We start from the raw sequence: 23726 nt of genomic DNA on the forward strand, positions 1-23726 counted from the left end.
ATTGGGAAACTGAATAGTTATTATATGTATGGGCTTACAGCTACACCATTCAGAAAATACAACGATGGCAAATTGATATTTATCCACTTGGGTGAGATAATCCATGAAGTTAAAGCGCCGGAGGTACAAAATCAAACGGGTACGCAGATCATCCTCAAAGATACTGACCTGTTTGTGCCGTTTAATACCAAAACAGATAAGTTCGAAACACTTTTTAAGATTTTGATCCATGATTCAACACGGAATCAACTCATTTTAAATGATGTAGTTTCACAGCTAAATGCTGGTAAGAAAGCTGTTATCATCACAGAGCGGAAAGAGCATATTACCTCCCTACAACAATATTTAAAACAACATTACGACACCATTGCGTTGAGTGGTGAGGATTCCGACTTAAGTAAAAAATCCAAATGGTTAGCTATAAATAAAGGCGATTTCCAGGTATTGATCACAACAGGCCAGTATTTTGGCGAAGGAACTGATATTCAAAACATAGAATGTTTATTCTTAGTTTATCCATTTGCTTTTGAGGGTAAACTCATTCAATATATTGGCAGGGTGCAACGATCAGAAGTATCGCCTGTTATTTACGATTATCGTGACCATAAGATCAGCTACCTGGAAAGGCTATTTCAAAAAAGAAACCTGTATTATAAGAAGCTTGATCAAAATGGTTTAACAACTCCTATAGATGAAAGTGAAATAGTAAGTGATCAAATCAATGAGAAGATTGAGGTGCCAATTGAACAATTAGAGTTCAGATTTGGCAGCATTGCTTTCAAATATCCCATTGCTGAATTTCATGGCAAGGAGGTCGAGTTTGAGATTGAAAACCTGAATGTTAGACCGGAGTTTACCGTACTTAAACCATACTTTATCCGGTTTCTTAAAAGCACAACAGCATTAGTTAATATCCGGGCTACTTTTCAATATAACAGGTTGGTATTTAAATCGGCCTCTTCTAATGATCTTGATAAATTAAACCGCGAGGTTATTGAAAGTGTCAAGTTCCGGTTCTTGAATAAAGAAATCATCAAGAGCATCCCGGCAAGCGAAGAAAATTTATTGGATTCGGGTCAATTACAGGGAGGTCAATTACAGGGGGCGGTGAGCAATTGCTTTACACCAACGAAGATGACCTTTTGGAAAACATACTGGCTCTTAAGCAATATAAACATCACCGACACCTCCGTTACCTTTCTCAAAAACACGAACGAACGATACTGAAGCTCCGTTTTGTATTAGAACCTTTCTCCTTTGTATTTTTACTTTCCGGTAATAATCAATATCATTTGGTTTGGGAAACATTAGACACCGAAGAAGCGACCTATATATGGCATATAGAAAAGTCTGTTTATGAACTTGAACGAAGTATCAAGAAGATAGATGGGCTGCTTGGACAGATACGAACAAAGGGGCGGCAGCAATATCTTGAAACAAATCCCGAACATTTTAGCCGTATCGTACATGACTATTCAAAAGACTCAAAAGGGCTTATTATTTGGAAAGATTTATTGGAAGAAAAACTGTTCTAATTCATTTCCAAAACATTCCTTGTGGAGAATAAATTATTTTAAACAGCAGTAATTAAACTACTTACTTCCAGCGGTTTAAAATATTGTAAAAAAGAAGTCCGCCATCAGGGAGCCATGAAAAAATGCCTAAATAATTGAAAATCAATTATTTAGGCATTCAAGTGGAGAATATCGGAGTCGAACCGATGACCTCTTGCATGCCATGCAAGCGCTCTAGCCAGCTGAGCTAATCCCCCGTGGTGGGCTGCAAATATAGAATTTTGTGAATTAAAATGAAATTCTATTGTTATTTATTTTATCCGATCCTGTCCCAGCGCCTTTACCGTCGGCTTGTTTAATTTAAACTTAAAATATACATGCACCTGGCCTGCCCTAAATTGCTTCACGGGCGGGAACAAAAGCTTATAAAAAAGTAAAGCCCCTGATGGGCAGGGGCCTTTACTAACCAATTATAAACCTAAATTATGAGAAGACTACTTTATGTATTGCGTTATTTTTAACACGGTGTAAAAGTAACACTAAGTTTTGATATTCGGAAAATATATTTTGTAATTGTTTTGTAAGTTTTATTAATTACACTACCATCCGGTATCTTACTGTCAAAAATAAGAATAAAACATTATTAATTTACTAATTTTTTCAAATTATTTGATAATAATTATTACTTCGTTCATTTTTATTCAAAAATGATACGATTTTATTTATAAAGTTTACAAAAATTTAATTTTAAATGATTTTTAAAGTAAAATTAGAATTTAAACCCGGCTTAAAATTAAATTTCAAAGCGTCTTTTGTTTTTAAAGCAAAATAATCGCTAATTTTTCTTTAAAAAACTCCAAAATACCACATTTTTTTTGCCTTAATACTGCTTTTAGCTCTTTAAAGAACGATTGTCTGCTAAAACAATTTATGTTCTAAACGCACTTGCATAATAAAAATTACTTTACAAAGGCTTTTTTTAAAGATGCTTTAACACTTTTGCAGCAAAAACATACTGCCTTTTAAAATATGTCATCAACACATACCGCAAAACAACATCCGCATCTTACGCCATTAACTTTATGGATCATGACCATAGCTACAGGTTTGGTGGTAGCAAACATATATTATAATCAACCATTACTGGCCGATATGGCGAATACTTTTGGCGTAAGCGATAAAAAAGCGCAGCAAATATCGCTTTTTACGCAAATTGGCTACGCTACAGGTTTATTATTTATAGTGCCATTGGCGGATATGCTTAAGCGTAAGCGTCTTATTTTAATTGATTTTGTGCTCATGATCATATCGTTAATAGCCTGCGCCATGGCGCCTTCGGTAACTATACTTATGATAGCGGGTTTTTTGGTGGGCGTATCATCGATTATTCCGCAATTGCTGATCCCAATGGCGGCCCACTTAGCCAAGCCACATGAGCGGGGTAAGAAGATTGGCTTTGTAATGAGCGGCTTATTAATCGGCATTTTGCTGTCACGCACATTAAGCGGTTTTATAGGCGAGCATTTTGGCTGGCGAAGCATGTTTTATATAGCCGCCGGGTTAATGTTGCTCATCTGGATTATGATATTTTTGTTTTTGCCCGAAATTGAACCCGATTATAAAGGCAATTACGGTAAATTGATGAAATCATTGATCCATTTAGTAAAAACCCAGCCTAAGTTAAGGTTGGCAGCATTCAGAGGGGCTTTATGTTTTGCCGGTTTCAGCGCATTTTGGACAACGCTGGTATTCCTGTTAAAACAGCCTCAGTTTAATGAGGGCAGCGCCGCTGCGGGTATGTTTGGCCTTGTTGGCGCTTTCGGTGCGGTAGCCGTTGGCTTTATGGGGCGCCTGAGTGATAAAATGGACGCATACAAATTATCAATTTATACACTTTCGCTTATCCTGATCTCTTTTATTGTATTCTATTTTTCGAGCCATAGTATAATAGGGCTCATCATCGGGGTTATTCTGCTTGATATGGGTGTGCAGGCTACTCATATCTCTAACCAGTCTATTATTTTTGCATTGATCCCGGAAGCCCGCAATCGTATCAATACAGTGTACATGGTGTCTTATTTTATAGGCGGGGCTTTAGGCACGTTCTTCGCCAGCCTGGTTTGGAAAAACTACGAGTGGAACGGGGTATGTGCTATTGGAGCTGTCCTATCGGTAATAGTAATAGCGGTGCATTTGTTATACTACAGGAAATCGTCCGGTAATGCACCTGATGTTCGGTAACGCATACCTGTTTATCTGGTCCGAATGGCTATCCCGGGTAGAGTTGGCCAAAAAAATTAAATTTTTTCTCCTAAAAAAATCACTGTATTACAGCCATTTACACCAAATTGTAAAATAAATCTGAATTTTTAATGACTTTTTTGCTCTCCGATAAAAGTTTGGCATTGATTTAGATTGGTACTTATCAAACGCAGTTGTTATGAAGGCAAAAGACAAAGCGGTTAAACCTGAAGAAGAGAAAGAGTGGGAAAACCCAGTGGAACCGACAAAAACTTCAGACCCACGCGATGAGGAACAAATATTAAGGCAGTATAAAGAAGCAAAACGCCGCCACGATAACCTCACCGAAAACGGGAACGAAAAAAGAAAGACTAAAACGAAGACATTAAAATATTAAAGCATTCAAATAAAACATTCAAAACCTACAACATGAAAACGCAAAAACAAACATCAACCACCAAACTAATAGCAAGCTTTGATAATGCACTTAAAAACATCATCATGAGCGACTTAAAAGCTATTAAAACTAAAACGCCCTATTTAACGCCGGCAGCTTAAACTAAATATAAAAAACATCACCTACACTACATCTACCTATGAAAGCATATAAACCAACCCCCGCAATAACTAAATTACTTGCACGCTTTGATGCCGAATTATTGGAGCTGTTGAGGGAAGATCTGAAAAACTACAGGGCCAAAACCCAATTCATGAGCAACAACAAGCAGGTAGCAGCACAGCAAACGCTGTCTGCCGCTTGATCAACATATATATATCTACCTATCGAGTACTAACATCACCTATGAAAACGTGGAGCCCTGCAAAAACAGGGCTCTATTTTTTTAGTAAAGCCGGGCAAGCTTAATGCTATCTTTGTTTAATATTAAATAACAATATATTAACACTTTGGTCACCTAAAGTAAATGCCTGAAACGGTTATTTGGGTAAAGCGGCGGGCGAATGGCCTATGCGGTTGAACATCATATTGCACCATCTATTTACGAGTGGTACCGTTAACCAGGTGATGAACAAATCGGTTACGGTCAATTGATCCTGCACGAGCAGGAGCTAAAGACTGATTGTCTGTATGGTGTATTGTTATCTGTGAAATTACATACTCTACATAAATACAAACATTATGGACCAGGTTAATTATCCCATAGTAACAATTGTTGTTATTGCTGTTATTATTTTGCTGGTTTGGATCATCAGGCGAAACCAGAAAGATGAAAAAAGCTGGAACAGGATATCATCCAATCCGAACTAAAACCAGAAGAAAATAATGATAAAGAAATAGAATCCTGAGCTTGTTGTTAAAAACAACCTGGCTAAATAGCATTTCCCTGCGTCATTGCGTACAGCAATAATGGTCTTTTACTTTAAAGAAGTCGCTGAATTTACTGTGATTTCCTATCTGCTTCAGTATATTTAACAATTAACCCGGCTGTTTTGGCTGATGCGCCCGGTTGCCCCATGCGCACATCAAGCTCGTCATAATTATTGAGTATATTTTGGCGATAGGTTACATCATTGACAATCAGTTTTAACTCTTCACTTATCTTGTTAGCCGTACACTCTTCCTGGATCAACTCCTTCACTACCGCTTTATCCATGATCAGGTTAACCAACGATATAAATTTAAGCTTAACCAGCATGCGCGCTATGGCGATGGTTAATTTCCCGCCTTTATAAACCACTACCTGCGGCACATCAAACAGCGCGGTTTCAAGTGTTGCGGTGCCGGAAGCTACAATAGCTGCATGGGCATGATTCAGCAGATCATAAGTGCAGTTAAATACAACGGGGATCTCTTCGCGGTTTAAGTAAGGCGCATAATAATCAGCCTGAAAAGCCGGTGCACCGGCAATTACAAACTGGTATTCAGGAAAGTTGGCCGAAGCCCGGATCATATCGGGCAGCAGTCTGCTGATTTCCTGTTTGCGGCTGCCGGGTAACAGTGCTATAATTTTCTTTTCGCCAAGTTTATTTTTTTGCAGAAAATCAGGGTCAGGATTAAATGCTGAAACCGAGTCAAGCAAAGGGTTACCTACATAATCAACATCCATTCCCCACTCTTTGTAAAATGCCACTTCAAAAGGCAATATGCAAAACAGGTGGTCAACAATGCGTTTGATCTTTAACACCCGCTTCTGGTTCCAGGCCCATACCTTGGGCGAAATATAGTAGTTAACCGGTATGCTGTTAGCTTTGGCGTATTCGGCTATTTTGAGGTTAAAGCCGGGAAAATCTATCAAGATCAATACGTCGGGGTGGTAAGCAGAGATATCCCGCTTGCACGATCTCATGTTTTTAAGAATGGTTTGCAGGTTGGCAACCACTTCAACAAAGCCCATAAAAGCCATATCGGCATAATGTTTTACCAGTGTGCCGCCCTCGGCCTGCATCAGGTCGCCGCCAAAAAAACGGAAATCAGCATCAGGGTCAAGCGATTTGAGTGCTTTCATCAAATTAGCCCCGTGCAAATCGCCCGAAGCTTCGCCGGCTACCAGGTAATATTTCATTATAGAGATTGCAATTTAAAAATGAATATGGCCAGCATAAACAAAAGCGAGATCATAGCGATACCGTTTCCCGTTTTATCGGCCCCTTTGCCATAAAAATAACGGATGATAAACAAATTGATGGCAAAAGCGACAAAGTAGGGAATGCCCGGCTTATGCAAGAAAACCAGTTGATTTTTAAGCAGAAATCCAAAAACAAACAGACTAACGCCTGGCAGTATAGCGCCGATGAGCAGGCCTAAGGATACGTCGTTTTTGTTTAGCATAATTACAGGTTGAATTTCCAGTTGTTTAAGTAGGGGATAACGTGGTGTGCGGTCATATCAAACTGCACCGGCACAACCGAAGCATAACCCTGTTCCAAAGCCCAGACATCGGTATCCTCGCCACCATCATTTAATTGAAAAACACCGGTAAGCCAGTAATAAGGCCTTTTATGCGGATCCATGCGTTCATCAAATTCTTCGGCCCATTTGGCCGCCGCCTGCCTGCATATTTTAATGCCTTTAATGTGTTTGGTGCCAGGAAAGTTTACATTTAACAAACTGGCTTGTGGTAAACCATGGGCTAAAACCTGTAAAGCAAGTTCTTTTACAAACTTGATGCAAGGCTCAAAATCGGCCTGTAAAGTATAATCATCTAACGAAAAACCTATCGACGGGATACCCTCAATGGCTCCCTCAACCGCTGCCGACATCGTGCCCGAATACAGCACATTGATAGAGTTATTAAGGCCATGGTTAATGCCCGAAACACAAAGATCAGGCTTTTTACCTTTAAAGATCTTGTTAACAGCCAGCTTCACGCAATCAACCGGAGTACCCGAGCAGCGGTACATTTCAATGCCCTCGTAAATGTCAACCTGGTCAAGCCGTAAAGGTTTGCCGATGGTAATGGCATGCCCCATACCTGATTGCGGACTATCCGGAGCAACAACTACAACACGGCCAATTTCGGCCATGGCATCCATCAGGGCTTTGATGCCCGGCGCGGTGATGCCATCGTCATTTACAACAAGTATGGTGGGTTTGGTAACTTTCATTGGGCAAAGTTAACAATCCTCAACAATGTAACCCGGCCAGGCTTATTCTACTTTTAATTTAACCGAGTTTACCCAAATGGCATCCCTGTCAAAACTGGCTTTGAAATTCCGAAGCATAAAGTTTTTGTCCGCTTGTATTTTGCCTCTGAAAACCTGTTTGCCGTTTATGTTTACAACAACCGGTTGCTCCAGGTTTACCATTAGTGGGCTAATCATTATCTCTGTTTCTTTTACACCCGATGTTTCAAGGTTGAATGTATTATTGAAAAATGTCCCTTTAACGGCGGCGCTTTTGTTCAGGCCCTGATACTGCCGGTACCTGGTATCAATTTCTTTTTTGATCTTATCATAATTAGGAAAAGTAAGTGACTGATGCCAGGCAGCACGATTAAGCCCGGTATCGATACCCGTTAGTTTTATCCACGCGTACGAATTATAAATTTTATCGCTATAGCATTCCCAATAGATTTTGTTTTTGAATAAGTTACGGCTCACACTATTTATAAATACGGGTGTATAAGGAAGGTCGGTGTTTAAATGCTTATCGTAATGTTGGTAGCCGATGTATTCTTTGTAAATTAAATGGTCTGGTTTATCTTTTAACCAATCCATAACAATGCGGGTTTGTTGGATGGGGCGCAGGTCGTCGAGGTCGGAATGTACCACGTATAGCGGACTGTTTATAATGTTTCTGATATAAAAGTCGCGGGCAAAGATATTGTCGAACATTGAATTATACGCCATAAAGCCGGCGAATTGATTAGGGACATAAATACCCAGGCCAATAGCGCCATCGGAGCCATCTGAATGACCTAAAGCAAACACCTCGCTGTCGTTGATGTTAACTTGCTTTTTTACCGAAATTAATATATTGGCCAGTGTTTGATAGGTAAAATTTGGCACATCGCGATCGCGAAAAGCTTTTTTATTTAATACCCAGTTGAAGAACTTTTTAGGGTCACCAATCGGCCTGATAATGACGTTATCCTGCTTTTTAAGGATGGCAAAAATGATATCATCGTCAAATTTTTGAATGCTGTCTGCATCGGCGAAACTACTTTGGCCAACGGCACCATGAAGTAATAGTATACAAGTGGATTTACGTATGTTATTATAAGAAACAGGCACAAACACCCTGAACGGCACTTTACCAAACAGCGAATCAGTATAGTAGAAAAGATAGTCTTTGCCGCCTTTTATATCCGGGTAAGTATGCCAGTTGCTAAGCAGTTTAAAGGTTGAATCGGCGTCGATCTCATTGTTAACCCGGATCTGGCTGATCCTTTTCTCGGCGTTGGATGCGGCTTTTTCTAAAGCGTTTTCCTGTGCAGATAATGTAGATGAGAATGTAAAAAATAAAATAAATAAGATTAGATGGTTGAGGTTTAGTTTCATGTTTTGTAGTTATAAGTACTTATATGACACGCCTGCATCGGAATAGTTGCATATATAATATTTAATAATATTGGGTTTGTTTACATGGCGGCTATATTGGTAACAAAATGAATTTTAGTTATATTTGATTTATGCTGACGGCTGATAAGAAAAAATACACCGTTGATGATTATTTGATGCTTGAGGAAGGTGCGCCGTTTCAGCTGATCAACTATGATTTAATTACGTCGCCTTCTCCTATTCCTGCCCACCAACAGTTATCTGCTAAAATTATACAGCTATTGTCTAACTTTTTAGATAGCATAAATGATAATGGCTTTCTTGTAAGCGCACCAATGGATGTAAAATTTGATGATGGAAATGTGCTTCAGCCAGATATACTTTATATAAAAGAAGGTAGGGTTGCCGAACTTGTAAAAGATAGGATTGAAGGCGCTCCTGATTTGATCATCGAAATTCGTTCTCCTTCTACTGCTTACTATGATTTAAGGCAAAAAAAGGATGTTTATGAAAAATACGGCGTAGCAGAGTATATCATTATAGATCCCGTACAGGAAAATGCCGACATGTATAAGCTAACCCATAAAGGTTATAGTTTACAGCAGAAGGCTCTTAAAACAGAAGCCCTAACGTCAATGGTAATTCCTGGTTTTAAACTGGAACTTTCAAAGTTATTTAAATAAAAAAGCCCCGTTCCCGGAGCTTTTCTGATCTTTTATAAACTGTTTATCCACTTTACCAGTTCATCGCGGGTTTTGCCCGTTTTTTCTGAAGCTTGCCAAGTGTTTCATCATCTTTACCTTCCTGCCAGGCAAGGTCATCGTCGGTAAGGTCGCCGTAAGCTTGCTTTATTTTGCCTTTCAGCTCATTCCATCCGCCTTTTATTTCTAATTTATCCATGATGTTTTTTATTTAGATGCATCAGGATAACAGATGGGATAGGAGGATGGTTTTAAAAGAAGCCAAAAGCAGAATGCCGAAAGTTGAAAGCCCTGGAATGGTTATCAAAGCTACTTAACTTAATCTCAACCCTAAGCCCGGATCGTGGTTTAGTATGTATTTTCCGCCACTAAATTCCGGCATTACATAAGGGTTATTACTTACTAAAAAGGGGCCGTCAAGGTCAACCCAATCTGCTTGCGGAGCAATGGCTAAACCTGCTAAAGCGGCACAGCTTGTTTCGGTCATACATCCAATCATGATCTTCAGGTCAAGCTCGCGGGCTTTGTCAATCATTCTTTTCGCTTCATATAAACCTGCAGATTTCATCAGTTTAATATTGATCCCGGTATAAACACCTTTGGCTTTTTCCACATCTTCAAAACGTTGAACGGCTTCATCGCCAATAATAGGAATAGGACTGCGTTCGGTGAGCCAGGCATTGCTGTCGGGATCAGTTTTGAGCATGGGCTGCTCTATCAATTGTACCCCTTGCTCATGCAGCCAGTGGGTCATATCCAAACTCTGCTGCAGATCTGACCAGCCCTGGTTAGCATCTACATAAAGCGGCACATCGGTAACCGAGCGAATGGTGGTAATCAATTCTTTATCTGTATCCCGACCAAGCTTAACCTTGATCACTTTAAAACCCTCTGCCTCTTTTACCTTTTTGATGATCATTTCGGGCGTATCAATGCCTATCGTGAAACTGGTAACAGGCATCAGGGCTGGGTTGCTTCCTAATAACTGCCAGCATGGCTGTTTTTTTAATTTGCCGTCCAGGTCATGTAATGCAATATCAAAAGCTGCTTTAATGGCCGGATTACCGGGGGCAATGCTATCAAGGTAATTGACGATCGCTCCAAAATCAAAAGGATAGCTAAATTGGCGGATATCAACCTTGCTTAAAAATTCGGCAGCGCTTTGATGGCTTTCGCCCATATAAGGCACCATTGAGGCTTCGCCGTAACCTGTTTTACTTTCGTGGCTGATCTGCACCAGCATAACCGGGGTAGAGGTACGCGAAAATTTGGCTATCGTAAAAGCATGCTTCAGCTGAAGCTCGTAAGGTTGATATGTCAGTTCCATGTTAAAAACCAAAGCTAAAATTTTAGTACGAAAATCGTGCTTATCTTTGCGGCCATGCCGGCACAAATTTATTCACCGTTCACTAATTTCAATTTCAGCAACAATAAATGTTTCCTTACAGGGCAAAACCTTAATTCGCCCGAGGAACAGATCCAGGTATTTCCGCAATGGCTCATGAGCCGTTATGAGCTGGAAGATAAGCCTTTTAAGTTGCTCGACGAAAGCATGGCGACTTACAAAGACCTAAAACTCCCCTGCACAGCCGAAGTTAACGAACGCTATCTTGAACCGCTCGAAAACGAAATTGCTGCTGCTTTTGAGACCGGTTACGAAGCTGTAAAGGCGCTTGATGAGGATAAACTGTTTCTGTGGGCGGGCAAATTGCTGTACGGAATTATTTTTAATGAGATCCAGGCCGGCATCAAACTCCAGCACTCGCAGGGCGAAGAGTTTAATGTTTCGCAATCTATCATCCACAAGTTTAACAACTTGCACATGATGCTGCAAAGCCTCAATCTGCCGGTTGAGTTTGATGGTTTTAAGCCGTATAGCCTGGTATTGTTTAAGGTTGATAATGCTGAAAACGTTTTTGGCTACCGCGATGAAATCAATACGCTTACCTTTTCATTGAGGATAAAAGATTTTGGCCTGATACTTTGCCTGCAGGATAACGGTGCCAACGCCCGCTATCATAAAGAAGCTTTAGATAAAATTGCAGATCATGTCCTACACCCCATTCAGTTTGAAGAGTTAAACGCCCGCTTCTTTTACTCGGCTTATTTGTTTAACCGCCTGCCTGAGTATGATATTTTCAATATAGGCGATACCATTTCCGTAGAAGCCCTGCCCCTGCGTGGCACAAGCAGCAAGCCGCTATTTGATGACTGGATGAACAAAACCTATGGGCAGGTACTGGAAAACTTTTGGAAAAATTGGGGGTTCCTGCTGTTAGAGATCATCAAGAACCCCGAAAAACCTATAAGCTTTCTATTTAATGCCGATGGGGAGTTTATTAATGGCCAAGATTTGAAACTGCCATTGTAATCTGCTGCCAAAAATCAGGTAAAATTTCGTGGTGAAATATAATGGTGATCATTAAACCACTCAGTGCACCATAAAAGTGGGCGTCGTGGTTAATTTGATCACGTGAATATTTCGACGCGAAGTGGCAATACACTAAATATAACACGCCAAATATTACTGCCGGGATAGGAATAGGTATCGGCAATATCATCATTTGAGCAAGAGGGTTGTATAATATGGCGCTAAAAATAACCGCACTTACCGCTCCTGAAGCCCCAAGGCTGTAATAACTGTAATGATCTTTGTGTTTAAGCACAGTAGGCATATCGCTCAAAATCAAGCTTACGGTATACAATATGGCAAACTGAACGTGACCCAATAACGGTTCAAGCCCAAACGCAAAAAAATAAAATGACAGCATGTTAAAAAACAAATGCATCCAGTCGCGGTGAATAAGCCCGCTGGTGATGATGGTATGAATATCCTTTCCCCGCGAAACGGTGTAAGGATGCAGCATCATACGGCCATAAAGGTTATTGTTTGAAAAAGCTAAAAGCGAAGTAATAATTGTTATTACGAAAATAGCACAGGCCACTGGGGCCGTTTGTAAATATTCCATTTATTTAAGGTCGAGTTTGGTATTAGTTAATAGTCTGCCTACCGGGTAGCGCATAAAAGTTTTTTCAAAGTAAGGCGAATTGCGGTAAACAAAGAACAATTGCGCACCAGCATTATTGGCCAGCTGTGGGTCTTTCGCTTTGGCATCGTCCAGTTTTTGTCTAATAGATGGATCCTTTTTTAGCAGATCGGCGGCTATATCTTCAAAAACATAGTCCGAAAAATATTCTTTTTCGCCCAGCACCGAATCAAAAAAGTTCCACGCAAAAAACGAGTCGACACCCTGCGGTTCCAGCGTTTCCACGATATAACGGTTTATTGGTTGATTAGTATATACTACATAATCGCCGGTATAAAATTTAACAGGCATATCCACCGGGTTAAGTTTTACGCCGGTATGCAGATAATGGCCCTCAAATGGCCGGGCCGGTGTTTTCAGATCGGCTATATAATACATTTGCAGGTTAAGCGTGGTGTCATGTGCCAGTTGTTTCATTTGCACCCCATTCAGCTTAAACAGATCAACCACCTTACCCCATGCCTGCGGAATTACGTAAGCTACCGGTTTATCGGCAGTGGCGGTAACTTTATAGGTGTTAAAATATTTGATGGTTTTAGTGTATGGCTTATCACGATCATAATATAGTCTTGGCAATCCGCTCACTCCGCTGGTTTTATAGCCTGCCTCATAACCTTTAAAGGTGATGGTATCAACCTTACTTTTATCAACCGCCCAGCTCAATGCAAAAGTTTTTTGGCTGGTTACCTGTTCATCGGCTTTACGCTTCAGTTCTCCTATCAGTTTCGCATCGCGCTGGTTAATTTCAATAAGGTGCTGCATAAAATCATAAGTTGCGTATACACGCTTGTCAAAAGGCTTCAGCATGTGCGTTTCGGTAATATAGCTGATGATGTTATGCTGGGCAGTAAAACCGGTAGCAAAGCGAGGGGTTTCCAAAAACTAACAATGCCAGAATCGGGTAAGCCCTCTTCTCCAGCGCCATAAGGTATCATTTCATAGCCGCTCTTTTTCATTTTGCTGTACAGGTACGGCGTAAGTGTTTCGGTGGTATAATCGGCCAGGATGGGATTTTGCTTTTCCTTTTGAGTTTCAATGAGCGTCATCACATATTGATAGTCGGCGCCATCGCTGGTGTGATTATCTAAAAAGATTTCGGGCTTCCAGGTAGTGAGGATCTGTGTAAAGGCTAAAGCATTGCGGCTATCGGCCTTAATAAAATCGCGGTTTAAATCAAGATTGCGATAATTACCCCTAAAGCCGTAAGCCGATGGACCGTTCTGACTTACACGGCTCAGGCCACGGTTAAGATTGCCGTCAATATTATAAAGTGCAATCAGGCATATCACCACATCTTTTGGCAGGGTATTATTTTTAAGCAGATCACGCACCAGCATCATACTGGCATCGATACCTTCCGGCTCGCCAGGGTGGATGCCGTTATTGATGAGCAATACCCTTTTATTTTGCTTTTTAATAACCGCGGGATCAAATATTTTATCTTTTGAAAGCACTACAAGTGTTAAGGGTTTACCCACATCGGTTGTGCCATAGTTGATAAGTTTCATTTGCTGCGGATACAGCTTATTTAACTTTTGATAGTAATCAATTACCTGGGCGTAGGTGGCGGTATAATTTTTATCCTTACTTAACTCAAACGGTGTAAGCTGGGCTTGGGCAGATAAGGCAATGGAACAGGCAATAAGGGCAGCGAAAACTATCTTCATAAGCAAATACGTTGCTCAAATATAGTTTAAGAATGCCAATTAGATGTGCGGCACACAATAATATTACTGATCGGGTGTGGTACCCCAGCCGTCGAACTCACAATCAAATTTATAACCAAGGCTACACATCTGGCTAATCCATGAAGCTACAACTGCATCTTGCATTTTTACCTTAGCAGACCAGCCGGTAATAATGAATAGATTTTTATCCCCTTCAGAAACGCCATATTTTACCTGGTAGTTCAAATTGGATAATTCCTGCGCAAATGCCCCAGACTTTTGATAGGTATTGGTGTAAAAGAAAAACTCAAGCATCAGTTCCCTGTCTTCGTCAACATTTAACGCCCTTAGTTTTTCCATAAGTACCGGCAACATGTTAAGCTGTATTGTCGATTTTTCACTGAATGCCTCTGCCGATACAAATTGTCCGTTATCCTTTTTACCGAAAAAACTGAATAATCCCACGGTGATAAAAATGATGTTATGCTTTTGCTTGTAATTCTGCTATCTCAGCCTGCACCTTTTTGGGTAAACTTTTAACCACTTCATTATATGAGTGGTCAATCATTTCGCAGATTTGTTTACGGGTAAGAGCGCCGTTCATTTGCACAGTGTTCCACATTTTTTTGTTCATGTGGTAGCCAGGCTGCACTTCGGGGTAGCGTTCGCGGAGTTCAACAGCCCATTCAGGGTCGCATTTAACATTGAACCTGTCGCCGGTTTGTAAACCGGTTAACAGAAATATCTTTTCGGCAATTTTAAAAACCAGTGTATCCGCACCAAAAGGGAAACCTTCGGTCGCACCCGGTTTTTGCAAACAATAGTCGCGCAGTTCTTCTATGTTCATTACCTGAAATTTCTGACCAATTTGGTGTAGGATACTGTATTGCCAAAGTTATATTTAAAACCTATTGTAAACATGGCAAATTGGTCTGGTGCGTTATTTTTAAATTTTTGTGTATTATCATTATATCCATCTAATCCCTCGCCAAAAGTATAACTATGCTGATAACCGAGCGTTATGGTATAACCTACCTGGTCATAATCATCGTAAATTTTAAATTCATAACCAAAGCGCAAGGGAACCATCAAATTAACGCTTTTACTTTTTCCGGGAAACACATAGGTATCCGGACCATTAAAAAGATATAGGTTGGTGCGCTGAATATCCTTCATGCTGTTGGATATAGCGCCAATTCCGGCACCTCCGTAAAAATTTTTTATAACATTTAAAAAACCGCTGTTATCGTAGTCAATTATTTCACCTAACTGTAAATCGGCGTGAAGTACCAGGGCCTTATAATTATTTTTTGAATAGCGGCCAAACTGATCCTTATCTGGTGTACGGCCACCGCCTTCAAGCGTACCAAACTGAAATTCGAGGCTCATTGGTACATAGGGGCTGTAATTATAAGTCAGGTTAAGCCCCCCCGGGTGCCAAACCTGACGGTTAAGATCGTCAAAGCCACGGCCATAGCTTGCGCCAAAACCAACACCCCATTCATAATAGTTAAACCCGCTTTGGGCTTTAGCCATAAATGAGGCGCAAGCCAAAACAAAAAGCAGAAAATATTTTTTCAATGTATAATTTTAATCAATATTTACAATTGGAGATGGTATTAACCGCCGCCTAAATTTTCACTAATATAAAAGCTTTATATGAATTTCAGCTCATTCATTAAGTTCACAGTAGCCGAACGCTTCTTGCGTTATGTTACCGTTGACACGCAATCAGACCCCTCTTCGGTTTCATTTCCATCAACAGAAAAGCAAAAAGATCTTGGTCGGCTGCTGGTTGATGAACTGCTGGTTATGGGTATAACCGATGCGCATTTGGATGAGTACGGTTATGTTTATGCTACAATTCCGTCAAATACTGATAAAACGGTACCCGTAATTTGCTTTTGCTCGCATATGGATACCGCGCCCGATTGCAGCGGAAAGGATGTAAAACCAATTGTACATAAAAATTACCAGGGCCAGGATTTAATATTGCCTGATGATAACATCCAGGTGATCCGCATGGCCGAGCATACCGATCTGAAGAACCAGTTGGGTAACGATGTTATTACAGCCAGCGGCACCACGCTGCTCGGCGCCGATAATAAAGCCGGCGTGGCCGAAATAATGGATGCCTGCTACCAGCTCATCAACCATCCCGAAATAAAGCATGGCGATATCCGGATCCTGTTTACGCCCGACGAAGAAGTTGGCCATGGTGTAGATCATGTGGATATTGCCAAATTGGGTGCCTTTGCCGCTTATACTATGGATGGCGAAAGCGCGGGTAATATGGAGAATGAAACCTTTTCGGCAGATGGGGCCAGGCTTACTATTAATGGTGTAAGCTCCCATCCGGGATTTGCAAAAGGCAAAATGGAAAGCGCTATAAAAATTGCCGGGCAAATTATTGCCGCCCTGCCTGATGAACTTTCGCCTGAACATACCGAAGGCATGCAGGGATTTGTGCATCCCGTAGGTATAGAAGGCCATGTGGAAACCGCATCTATCGATTTTATTATCCGGGATTTTGATGAAAATAAACTCGCAGAACACGTAGAGGTTATCCGCCAAACTGCTACTAAAGTATTAAAGAAATTTCCCGGTTCTACGTTTGATATTACCGTGAGCCAGCAATACCGTAATATGAAAGGTGTGCTTGACCAGCACCCACAAATTGTTGATTATGCAATGGAGGCCATTAACCGTACCGGCTTAAACGCCAAATTGTGCAGTATCCGGGGTGGTACCGATGGCTCACGACTTTCATTCATGGGCTTGCCTTGTCCTAACATTTTTGCCGGCGAACATGCTTTTCACAGCAGGCACGAGTGGGTGTCAATTCAGGATATGCAGAAAGCAGTTGAAACCATTTTGCACCTGTGCATGATCTGGGAAGAAAGAAGTTAAGACATACGACTTTTCTTAATAACACAAAACTAAATTTGAAGATGTATACAATACGTACTGCCACCTTAAACGATGTGGAAACTATCCGTGATATTGCCGATAAAACATGGTGGGTAACCTACAGCCCCATTCTTGAGCGCGAACAGATATCCTTTATGCTTGGCGAGATTTACTCGACAGAGAAAATAACCAAACAGGTTAAAGAAAATCAGCAAACTTACCTGTTACTGGAGGAAGAAGGCAATCCGGTGGCATTTGCAGCCTATTCGGCCCGCGAGGAAAACCCGGAGGTTTATAAGCTGCACAAGCTATACTGCCTGCCGCAGACCCAGGGCAAAGGCTACGGAAAAGTATTGATTAACGAGGTAGCCCAAAAAACTAAAGATGCCGGTAAGAAAACGCTGGAACTTAACGTCAACAGATACAATAACGCCAAATCATTCTATGAAAAAATGGGGTTTACCATAGCCTATGAAGAGGATATAGCCATTGGTAAATACTGGATGAACGATTATGTAATGAGAAAGGAATTATAAGTGATTGCTATTTGGCGGGAAGGGTTTTTAAAAGCTCTTTTGCTGGCACCGCTTTGAAACTGCCGTCTTTATCTCCAATGATAAGGCTTTCGTTGTTGGCAGCGGCAGTTTCAACCAGCTTACGGTTCGCCCGCTTCATGCCTTCAAGCACCTTCGCCTCTAACTCATCCATGCCCATTTTTTGTGCTTTAGTTGTCATTTGCCTGATCTAAAATTACTTTCCAAACGTCGGATTTTATTATTGTTTCTTCTAACGACCCGAAACCTCTTGCCACCACCAGGGAGCCCGTATTTATATTATTTATTACAACCCATTTATCACAAAGAGGTATATACAAAGATACCAAATTTCTTATTCCCCGGTAATATCTCCGTTCTATTACATCGGCAGGGATATTATGGCCTCCTTTACTCACTCGTTTAGCTACTCGTTCCATTGCCATTTCAGGAGAGCTCAACCAAAAAAACAATAAAGTAACTTCATATCCTTTTTGCTGAGCTCTTTTAACCAAGGATACATAACTCCGGGTTGAAAGCGTTGTTTCAAAGGCAAAGTCAACTCCCCGGTTCAGCAAATCTTCAATCCGCTGCAGCATGATCCGGCCGGCTTCGAATGCAACACTTTCCGGATTGAAGGGAGATAGTCCCGCCGCGATGTTATCTGCATTTACAAACTCATTACAGTTAAGCAATTCGGGCAAAACTGTATAGCTTGCCGTGGTTTTACCGGAACCGTTACAACCTGCTATGATATACAAATTAGGCATCCTGTGAATTTAGTTGTTCATCCTTAAAAATAGCATACATATATTTATCCATCACCTCGCCATTTTTAATAACTGACCTTCGTAGTACGGCCTCCTGAATATAGCCTGCTTTTTCGAGCACCCGCATGGATGCCGTGTTTCTATTATACACACCGGCTTCTAAACGCAATAGCGAAAAATGTTCAAAAGCATAAGTGGTTACCAGTTTTACAGCCTCGGTTGCTAAGCCCTTTCCCCAATGTTCTTCACCAAGCCAATAGCCTATTTCGGCGGTTATGCGGCTTTCGTCGGTAAAAAGTTCAACACCAATGCCGCCGCAGGCTTCACCGTTAACTACTATGGCAAAGTTGGTTAAAGGTTGCTGATTTTGGGCCAGGTTTACCCAAAACAGGGCGTCCTCCATAGTATAAGGGCACGGGAACCTGTCGCGCAAAAAAGCCGATACCTTCGGGTTATCCGCATGCTTTTGAAGTGATGCTTCATCGCCCGGTTGCCACGCCCTCAATAAAAATTCGTTGCCCTGTAGTTCCATTATTGTAACAATAAAATGCTTAAAAATAACAATCATTAGCCAAACTGTTAAATTGCATGCTTTATTGAGATATGAAAAAACTGTTAGGCTTATTGTTCCTGATCCCGGCAACGGGCGCCTTTGCCCAAAAGCTGGATACCCTTAGCATCGAAAAAATTATGCGCGACCCTAAATGGATCGGGGTTTCACCCTCCAATATCAACTGGGCTAACGATAGTAAAAAGATCTATTTTAAATGGGATGATGATGCTTCGGGCGATACCCGGTTATATTCAGTTAGCCCCGGCGACAACAAGGTACAAAAAGTCAGCATTGCCGAACAGCGTGATCTGGCAGCCGGTTACGGCGAATGGAACAAAAAGCACAGCCAAAAGATATTCAGTAAAAACGGCGATTTATTTTTATACGATGTAAAAGCCAACAAAACCACCCGGCTAACAAATACCGTAGCGCAGGAAGACAGCCCTGTTTTCAGCGGTGATGAAACAAAGATCATTTACAAAGAAGATAATAATCTCTTTGCCCTGAACCTGAATGGCGGCACCCTGGTACAGCTCACCAATTTTGTACGGACAGCAAGCGATAAAAAAAGTAAGGATAAACCCGGCGAACAGGAACAATGGCTCAAAAAACAACAGCTTGAGTTGTTTGATATCATCAAAAAGGAAGCAAAGGACGATAAAAAAGATTCAACAGAAACAGCATTGCTTAAACCCGACAAGCTGAAAGAGATTGCCTATGGCGATAAAAGACTGAGCGCTGTACAGATCAGTCCGGATGGCAGGTTTATCACCTATCGCCTTACCAAACGCGCCGATGGCGTTCAAAACGCGATTGTACCTAATTATGTTACCGCATCGGGTTTCACCGAGGACATACCTAACCGTTCAAAGGTCGGCCGGCCATCGTCAACCTCAGAGACGTTTATTTACGATAAGCGCCGTGAAGCAGTTTACCCGGTTATTACATCAGAGATCCCCGGAATTAAAGACCTGCCCGACTATTTAAAAGATTATCCCGATGAATTAAAAGCCCGTCAAAAGGAAAACGCAGATAGGCAGGTAAATATCGATGGTGTTTTATGGAACCAAAGCGGCAGCAATGCCGTGGTCATTATCTCAGCCCAGGATAATAAAGACTGCTGGATCATGCGCTTAGACCCGGTAAGCGGTAAACTAAGCCTGCTTGACCGCCAGCGGGATGAGGCCTGGATTGGCGGCCCCGGCATTGATGATCCCGGGAATGCAGGTTTTATTGATGATAACCATTTTTATTACCAAAGCGAGGCCAGCGGTTACTCGCATATTTATGTGGTTGATGTAACCAGCGGTGCTAAAAAGCAGCTCACCAGCGGCAAATGGGAAGTACAAACTTTGCAGTTAAGCCAGGATAAAAAGACGTTTTATTTTACTGCCAATATCGATCATCCGGGCATTACCCATTTTTACAGCATCCCGGTTAGCGGCGGTACCCCTGTTAAAATTACCGGTATGAAAGGCGGCAACGAGGTAATACTTTCGCCCGACGAAAAATGGCTGGCTATCCGCTATTCCTATTCAAACAGGCCCTGGGAATTATATATCCAGGCCAATAAACCGGGCGCAAAGGCGGTAAAAATAACCAACTCGGTTTCGGCCGAATACTTGTCATACCCATGGCGCGACCCCGAGATTATTTCCTTTAAAAACCGATACGGTACAGATGTTTATGCTCGCCTGTATCAGCCTAAAAAGCAAGATCCTGCAAAACCTGCTGTGGTTTTTGTACATGGCGCGGGATACCTGCAAAATGTCACCTATTCGTGGAGTTATTATTTCCGTGAGTTTATGTTCAACAACATGCTGGCCGATAATGGTTACACTGTGCTGGACATTGACTACACAGCGAGCGCAGGTTATGGCCGGGATTTCCGGACAGGGATCTATCGCCACATGGGAGGCAAAGACCTCACCGACCAGGTTGATGGCGTAAAGCTGTTAGTAGATAAATATGGCGTTAATCCTAAACATGTCGGCTTGTACGGTGGCTCATACGGCGGTTTCATTACGTTGATGGGCATGTTTACCGAGCCCGATGTTTTCGCGGCAGGTGGGGCCATCCGTTCCGTTACCGATTGGGCGCACTACAACCACGAGTATACATCCAACATCCTCAATGAACCTTTTACGGATGAACAGGCTTACCGTAAAAGTTCGCCTATTTATTTTGCCAACGGCTTAAAAGGCAACCTGCTGATGCTCCATGGTATGATAGATCAGAATGTGAATTACCAGGATATCATTCGCCTTACTCAAAAACTGATAGAGTTGCACAAAGAAAACTGGGAGCTGGCCTCGTACCCTGTAGAAGACCACGGCTTTGAACAACCCAGCAGTTGGGCCGATGAATATAAACGCATCTATAAGTTATTTGAGGGGACGTTGAAGAAGTAGAGTAACTAAGAGGAGCAGCAAAAGGGGACAAGCGGGAGACGCGATGCGGCAATCGCATGCTGTACCGGCGGCTATATATTAAAATTCTCGCAGGTTAAGCTGCGTGCTAAGCTAAAACTCAATCATTTATGAAAAAGGTATCCATTTTACTCACACTGTTTCTTTTTTCCTGTTCACAGCCAATACAAAAACAATCAAAATTGGTAAAAACACCAACTTTGTATCCAGCGAAAAACTATTCAAGCAAACTTTATGATGAGCCTTTTTTTAAAGAAGAACATTTCAGCTATGTAATTAACAGGCAAACGAAAGATACATCAAAACGTAATTACACTTCAGAAACGACAGTTATTGAAGGTAAAGTCAGGCAATATTTCAGAAATTGCGAAGTGACGCTCGATAAAAATGCTCTTGTTTTTAAATTGACGGACACTCCTTTTTCTGATGGCCGCGATGAATTGAAATTTGTTAAATCCCCAGGTGTATTTGAAGCCAAATACAATCAAACTTTTTCAATTACTGATAGCTCATACAAAAAACCTGTTTTTAAAGTGATAGATAAAAACGTTGTTCTTGATAAAGACACCTACGTAAAGGGTGAGCTTTTAAGGGGTAAGTTTTCTTTTCAGATCGCTGCGTCGCATTTGTGGGAAAGCAAATATACCGATACAATATCCGTGTACGGATTTGTAAAAACTATTGTAAAGTAGAAAAACAGATTGGGAATGAGCGTACATTAATTGTATATCCACATCAACACATGCTTCTTTTGTTTCTTCAACAAAGCATCCACAATTTTCATGGTATTATTTGATATAGCCGGACAGCCCCAGCCTTCGGGTGTCCCTGTAGGGTAAACTTCAGTTTCGGCTACCTGTTCCCACGAATGAAAAACGATCTGCCTTGTTAAAGCGTTATTATTGGTTGCTTCCAATCCGGTGAGGTAATACTTTACGTGGATTCCCCAGGCGCTGTAGGCCCGTCCATCTATTTGGTACTTACCGGGGGCAGTACAGTGGCTGCCATCCAGGTTACTGAACGCCGGTTTGTCTTTCGACCATTCACCACTCCAGGGGTTACGGCCGCAGCCATGGCTCACCAGTCCGGAAACCAGCACATCGTTTTTCCTGAAATCCCATACCATAAAACGTTTAACACCCGATGGCAGGGCCATATCAATTAAAATACAATAGCGGGTGTTGTAACCACGCTGCCGGCAAAACGCCAGGCTTTGTTTGGCTTTTTCTTTAACACGGTTAAGGTCGATACGGGGCACGTCGGCATTAACTTTAACACAGCAAAAGGATATTAAGAAAAGCAGGAATAAAGGTTTCAATTGTGTCAGGTTTTGTGTTGTAAACAGAAATATCCGCTTTTTATTACAATAAACCTATCTTGCCAAATGAAAAAACTTTTTCCTTTATTACTTCCGCTAATGTTTTTATTTGGTTGTACAGGAACATCAACCAAAGCACCGGTAACCATTAAGACAGTTAATAACGGAAAAGCATTACAAATTACAGGTTTCGATCCGGCCATCATTAACGAGATCAGCCGTGATTCATCTGCCAAAGCCTGGGAAACGCTCATGGCCGTTTACCGCATGCCCGCCGATACCAGCATGCAAAACCTGCAGCCCGCACAGCCGGGTCGTTATACCGTTCATAACAATGTAGTTGTTTTTACACCCGATACGGTCTTTAGCACACAGCAAACGTATTTTTTTCGTTACTATGATTTCAGTGCCGGTAGTACGCTGACCGATTTGATAAAAAGCCGCAGCAAACCCGGAACCTTGCACTATACAGATTTGATTTTTAAGCAATAAACTACCTATATGCTTGAAAATTTAATATTTTTGATTATATTTGCAACCGTTAATAAAAGAGGGGGCAATTAGTCCCCTCTTTTATTTTATCAATCAAAATTATTCTGTCAAAAACACCGGTGGGTAATGAATATTGAAAAAAGGGTAAAAGAACTGGTAGAAGAGAAGATAGCAGATAAACCAAACCTGTTTATAGTGGATATTAAAATGCACTCGAACGGGAAGCTGATCATTCTGCTTGATGGCGATAACGGTATCGGTATTGATGAATGTGCACAGGTAAGCAGGCACGTAGGTTTCCATCTGGAAGAGGAAAACGTGATTGAAACCGCTTATAACCTGGAGGTTTCATCGCCGGGCATTGATTATCCGCTGTCGTCGCCAAGGCAATACGCCAAGAATGTTGGCCGTAACCTGGGCATTAAAATGAAAGATGGGGCTAAACGCGAAGGCACATTAACCGGCCTTACAGAGGATGCCATCACCATTGAAGAAAAAGTAAAAGAAAAAGGGAAAAAAGCGCAGGTTATAGAAAGCGTTATCCCAATGGACCAAATAACAGAAACAAAGGTTTTAATATCATTTAAGTAAA

The 23726-nt window shown here is 41.4% G+C and carries 30 protein-coding genes, 1 tRNA gene and 1 pseudogene; 15 read left to right on the plus strand and 17 right to left on the minus strand.

Translation table 11 applies throughout. The features are described 5' to 3' along the window. Positions 1–24 precede the first annotated feature (24 nt). A complete protein-coding gene (locus ACQ86K_RS30575) occupies positions 25–1227 on the plus strand; it encodes a DEAD/DEAH box helicase (RefSeq protein WP_431200966.1) in 1203 nt (400 codons plus the stop codon). Between the two features lie 65 nt (positions 1228–1292). After that, positions 1293–1535: a hypothetical protein gene (locus ACQ86K_RS30580; protein WP_431199340.1), complete on the plus strand. Its 243-nt coding sequence runs from the start codon at positions 1293–1295 to the stop codon at positions 1533–1535. Between the two features lie 162 nt (positions 1536–1697). Here ACQ86K_RS30580 and ACQ86K_RS30585 read toward each other — a convergent pair. Further along, a tRNA-Ala gene (locus tag ACQ86K_RS30585) sits at positions 1698–1771 on the minus strand. A 772-nt stretch (positions 1772–2543) separates the two neighbouring features. Between ACQ86K_RS30585 and ACQ86K_RS30590 the strand changes: the two genes are divergently transcribed. From ACQ86K_RS30590 to ACQ86K_RS30610, 5 genes are all read left to right on the plus strand, one after another. Continuing rightward, positions 2544–3755 (plus strand): MFS transporter, encoded by a 1212-nt coding sequence (locus tag ACQ86K_RS30590; protein ID WP_218134436.1) that lies wholly within the window; start codon positions 2544–2546, stop codon positions 3753–3755. Positions 3756–3954: 199 nt separating this feature from the next. Beyond that, entirely contained in the window at positions 3955–4152 is a 198-nt protein-coding gene (locus ACQ86K_RS30595) for a hypothetical protein (RefSeq protein ID WP_431199341.1), read from the plus strand. A gap of 32 nt (positions 4153–4184) precedes the next feature. Next, positions 4185–4313 (plus strand): hypothetical protein, encoded by a 129-nt coding sequence (locus ACQ86K_RS30600; RefSeq protein WP_255485329.1) that lies wholly within the window; start codon positions 4185–4187, stop codon positions 4311–4313. A gap of 38 nt (positions 4314–4351) precedes the next feature. Continuing rightward, the gene (locus ACQ86K_RS30605) at positions 4352–4516 is read left to right on the plus strand and encodes a hypothetical protein (RefSeq protein WP_158604167.1); all 165 of its coding nucleotides are present in this window, start codon (positions 4352–4354) and stop codon (positions 4514–4516) included. Between the two features lie 377 nt (positions 4517–4893). Continuing rightward, positions 4894–5022: a hypothetical protein gene (locus ACQ86K_RS30610; RefSeq protein WP_413321523.1), complete on the plus strand. Its 129-nt coding sequence runs from the start codon at positions 4894–4896 to the stop codon at positions 5020–5022. Positions 5023–5152: 130 nt separating this feature from the next. On the opposite strand, the gene lpxB is transcribed toward ACQ86K_RS30610, so the two are convergent. The 4 genes from lpxB to ACQ86K_RS30630 are packed head-to-tail and all read right to left on the minus strand — an operon-like array spanning position 5153 to position 8714. Next, positions 5153–6277 (minus strand): lipid-A-disaccharide synthase, encoded by a 1125-nt coding sequence (gene lpxB, locus ACQ86K_RS30615; protein ID WP_091169324.1) that lies wholly within the window; start codon positions 6275–6277, stop codon positions 5153–5155. Next, on the minus strand, positions 6277–6543 hold the full coding sequence (locus tag ACQ86K_RS30620) for a hypothetical protein (RefSeq protein ID WP_091169321.1): 267 nt from the start codon (positions 6541–6543) through the stop codon (positions 6277–6279). The genes lpxB and ACQ86K_RS30620 overlap by 1 nt, the downstream gene beginning before the upstream one ends. Positions 6544–6545: 2 nt before the next feature. Beyond that, complete coding sequence (gene surE, locus ACQ86K_RS30625) at positions 6546–7319, minus strand: 5'/3'-nucleotidase SurE (protein WP_091169318.1); 774 nt, start codon at positions 7317–7319, stop codon at positions 6546–6548. Between the two features lie 42 nt (positions 7320–7361). Continuing rightward, the gene (locus tag ACQ86K_RS30630) at positions 7362–8714 is read right to left on the minus strand and encodes a hypothetical protein (protein WP_091169314.1); all 1353 of its coding nucleotides are present in this window, start codon (positions 8712–8714) and stop codon (positions 7362–7364) included. 131 nt (positions 8715–8845) lie between these two features. Here ACQ86K_RS30630 and ACQ86K_RS30635 point away from each other — a divergent pair, with 131 nt between their 5' ends. Further along, the gene (locus ACQ86K_RS30635) at positions 8846–9397 is read left to right on the plus strand and encodes a Uma2 family endonuclease (RefSeq protein WP_091169312.1); all 552 of its coding nucleotides are present in this window, start codon (positions 8846–8848) and stop codon (positions 9395–9397) included. 32 nt (positions 9398–9429) lie between these two features. On the opposite strand, the pseudogene ACQ86K_RS30640 reads toward ACQ86K_RS30635, so the two are convergent. After that, positions 9430–9614: pseudogene (locus ACQ86K_RS30640) on the minus strand (CsbD family protein). 114 nt (positions 9615–9728) lie between these two features. Beyond that, complete coding sequence (locus ACQ86K_RS30645; protein ID WP_091169719.1) at positions 9729–10742, minus strand: dipeptide epimerase; 1014 nt, start codon at positions 10740–10742, stop codon at positions 9729–9731. A gap of 36 nt (positions 10743–10778) precedes the next feature. On the opposite strand from ACQ86K_RS30645, the gene ACQ86K_RS30650 reads away from it, so the two are divergent. Further along, positions 10779–11786, plus strand: a complete 1008-nt coding sequence (locus ACQ86K_RS30650) for a hypothetical protein (protein ID WP_431199342.1) — start codon at positions 10779–10781, stop codon at positions 11784–11786. Here ACQ86K_RS30650 and ACQ86K_RS30655 read toward each other — a convergent pair. The 6 genes from ACQ86K_RS30655 to ACQ86K_RS30680 form a co-directional block, all read right to left on the minus strand. Continuing rightward, complete coding sequence (locus ACQ86K_RS30655; RefSeq protein WP_091169304.1) at positions 11755–12384, minus strand: rhomboid family intramembrane serine protease; 630 nt, start codon at positions 12382–12384, stop codon at positions 11755–11757. The two genes, ACQ86K_RS30650 and ACQ86K_RS30655, sit on opposite strands and share 32 nt — an antisense overlap. Next, a complete protein-coding gene (locus ACQ86K_RS30660; RefSeq protein WP_431199343.1) occupies positions 12385–13341 on the minus strand; it encodes a hypothetical protein in 957 nt (318 codons plus the stop codon). Continuing rightward, the gene (locus tag ACQ86K_RS30665; RefSeq protein ID WP_431199344.1) at positions 13263–14129 is read right to left on the minus strand and encodes a M14 family zinc carboxypeptidase; all 867 of its coding nucleotides are present in this window, start codon (positions 14127–14129) and stop codon (positions 13263–13265) included. Before ACQ86K_RS30665 ends, ACQ86K_RS30660 begins: the two co-directional genes overlap by 79 nt. Before the next feature lie 63 nt (positions 14130–14192). Next, entirely contained in the window at positions 14193–14594 is a 402-nt protein-coding gene (locus ACQ86K_RS30670) for a ribonuclease E inhibitor RraB (protein WP_091169299.1), read from the minus strand. 16 nt (positions 14595–14610) lie between these two features. Further along, positions 14611–14976: an MmcQ/YjbR family DNA-binding protein gene (locus ACQ86K_RS30675; protein WP_091169296.1), complete on the minus strand. Its 366-nt coding sequence runs from the start codon at positions 14974–14976 to the stop codon at positions 14611–14613. Then, positions 14976–15710: a hypothetical protein gene (locus ACQ86K_RS30680; RefSeq protein WP_431199345.1), complete on the minus strand. Its 735-nt coding sequence runs from the start codon at positions 15708–15710 to the stop codon at positions 14976–14978. Before ACQ86K_RS30680 ends, ACQ86K_RS30675 begins: the two co-directional genes overlap by 1 nt. Positions 15711–15788: 78 nt before the next feature. Here ACQ86K_RS30680 and pepT point away from each other — a divergent pair, with 78 nt between their 5' ends. Continuing rightward, positions 15789–17039 carry a peptidase T gene (gene pepT, locus ACQ86K_RS30685; protein ID WP_091169289.1) on the plus strand — a complete coding sequence of 417 codons (1251 nt, stop codon included), beginning with the start codon at positions 15789–15791 and terminating at the stop codon, positions 17037–17039. A gap of 41 nt (positions 17040–17080) precedes the next feature. Beyond that, a complete protein-coding gene (locus ACQ86K_RS30690) occupies positions 17081–17575 on the plus strand; it encodes a GNAT family N-acetyltransferase (RefSeq protein WP_091169285.1) in 495 nt (164 codons plus the stop codon). A 7-nt stretch (positions 17576–17582) separates the two neighbouring features. On the opposite strand, the gene ACQ86K_RS30695 is transcribed toward ACQ86K_RS30690, so the two are convergent. The 3 genes from ACQ86K_RS30695 to ACQ86K_RS30705 are packed head-to-tail and all read right to left on the minus strand — an operon-like array spanning position 17583 to position 18874. Further along, on the minus strand, positions 17583–17774 hold the full coding sequence (locus ACQ86K_RS30695) for a hypothetical protein (protein WP_091169281.1): 192 nt from the start codon (positions 17772–17774) through the stop codon (positions 17583–17585). Then, positions 17764–18342 carry a zeta toxin family protein gene (locus ACQ86K_RS30700; protein WP_091169278.1) on the minus strand — a complete coding sequence of 193 codons (579 nt, stop codon included), beginning with the start codon at positions 18340–18342 and terminating at the stop codon, positions 17764–17766. The genes ACQ86K_RS30695 and ACQ86K_RS30700 overlap by 11 nt, the downstream gene beginning before the upstream one ends. After that, a complete protein-coding gene (locus tag ACQ86K_RS30705; RefSeq protein ID WP_091169716.1) occupies positions 18335–18874 on the minus strand; it encodes a GNAT family N-acetyltransferase in 540 nt (179 codons plus the stop codon). Before ACQ86K_RS30705 ends, ACQ86K_RS30700 begins: the two co-directional genes overlap by 8 nt. A gap of 71 nt (positions 18875–18945) precedes the next feature. On the opposite strand from ACQ86K_RS30705, the gene ACQ86K_RS30710 reads away from it, so the two are divergent. Together ACQ86K_RS30710 and ACQ86K_RS30715 are read left to right on the plus strand one after the other, a co-directional pair. Further along, positions 18946–21306 (plus strand): prolyl oligopeptidase family serine peptidase, encoded by a 2361-nt coding sequence (locus ACQ86K_RS30710; RefSeq protein ID WP_431199346.1) that lies wholly within the window; start codon positions 18946–18948, stop codon positions 21304–21306. A 200-nt stretch (positions 21307–21506) separates the two neighbouring features. Then, positions 21507–22016 carry a hypothetical protein gene (locus ACQ86K_RS30715; RefSeq protein ID WP_431199347.1) on the plus strand — a complete coding sequence of 170 codons (510 nt, stop codon included), beginning with the start codon at positions 21507–21509 and terminating at the stop codon, positions 22014–22016. Between the two features lie 26 nt (positions 22017–22042). On the opposite strand, the gene ACQ86K_RS30720 is transcribed toward ACQ86K_RS30715, so the two are convergent. Then, positions 22043–22642, minus strand: coding sequence for a murein L,D-transpeptidase catalytic domain-containing protein (locus tag ACQ86K_RS30720; RefSeq protein WP_091169267.1), 600 nt, complete (start codon positions 22640–22642; stop codon positions 22043–22045). 66 nt (positions 22643–22708) lie between these two features. On the opposite strand from ACQ86K_RS30720, the gene ACQ86K_RS30725 reads away from it, so the two are divergent. Together ACQ86K_RS30725 and rimP are read left to right on the plus strand one after the other, a co-directional pair. Continuing rightward, complete coding sequence (locus tag ACQ86K_RS30725) at positions 22709–23134, plus strand: hypothetical protein (protein WP_091169264.1); 426 nt, start codon at positions 22709–22711, stop codon at positions 23132–23134. Positions 23135–23260: 126 nt separating this feature from the next. Continuing rightward, a complete protein-coding gene (gene rimP / locus ACQ86K_RS30730) occupies positions 23261–23725 on the plus strand; it encodes a ribosome assembly cofactor RimP (RefSeq protein ID WP_091169262.1) in 465 nt (154 codons plus the stop codon). The last annotated feature ends 1 nt before the right edge of the window (position 23726 follow it).

This window comes from Mucilaginibacter sp. P19 (genome assembly GCF_050632265.1).
Lineage (GTDB): Bacteria > Bacteroidota > Bacteroidia > Sphingobacteriales > Sphingobacteriaceae > Mucilaginibacter > Mucilaginibacter gossypii.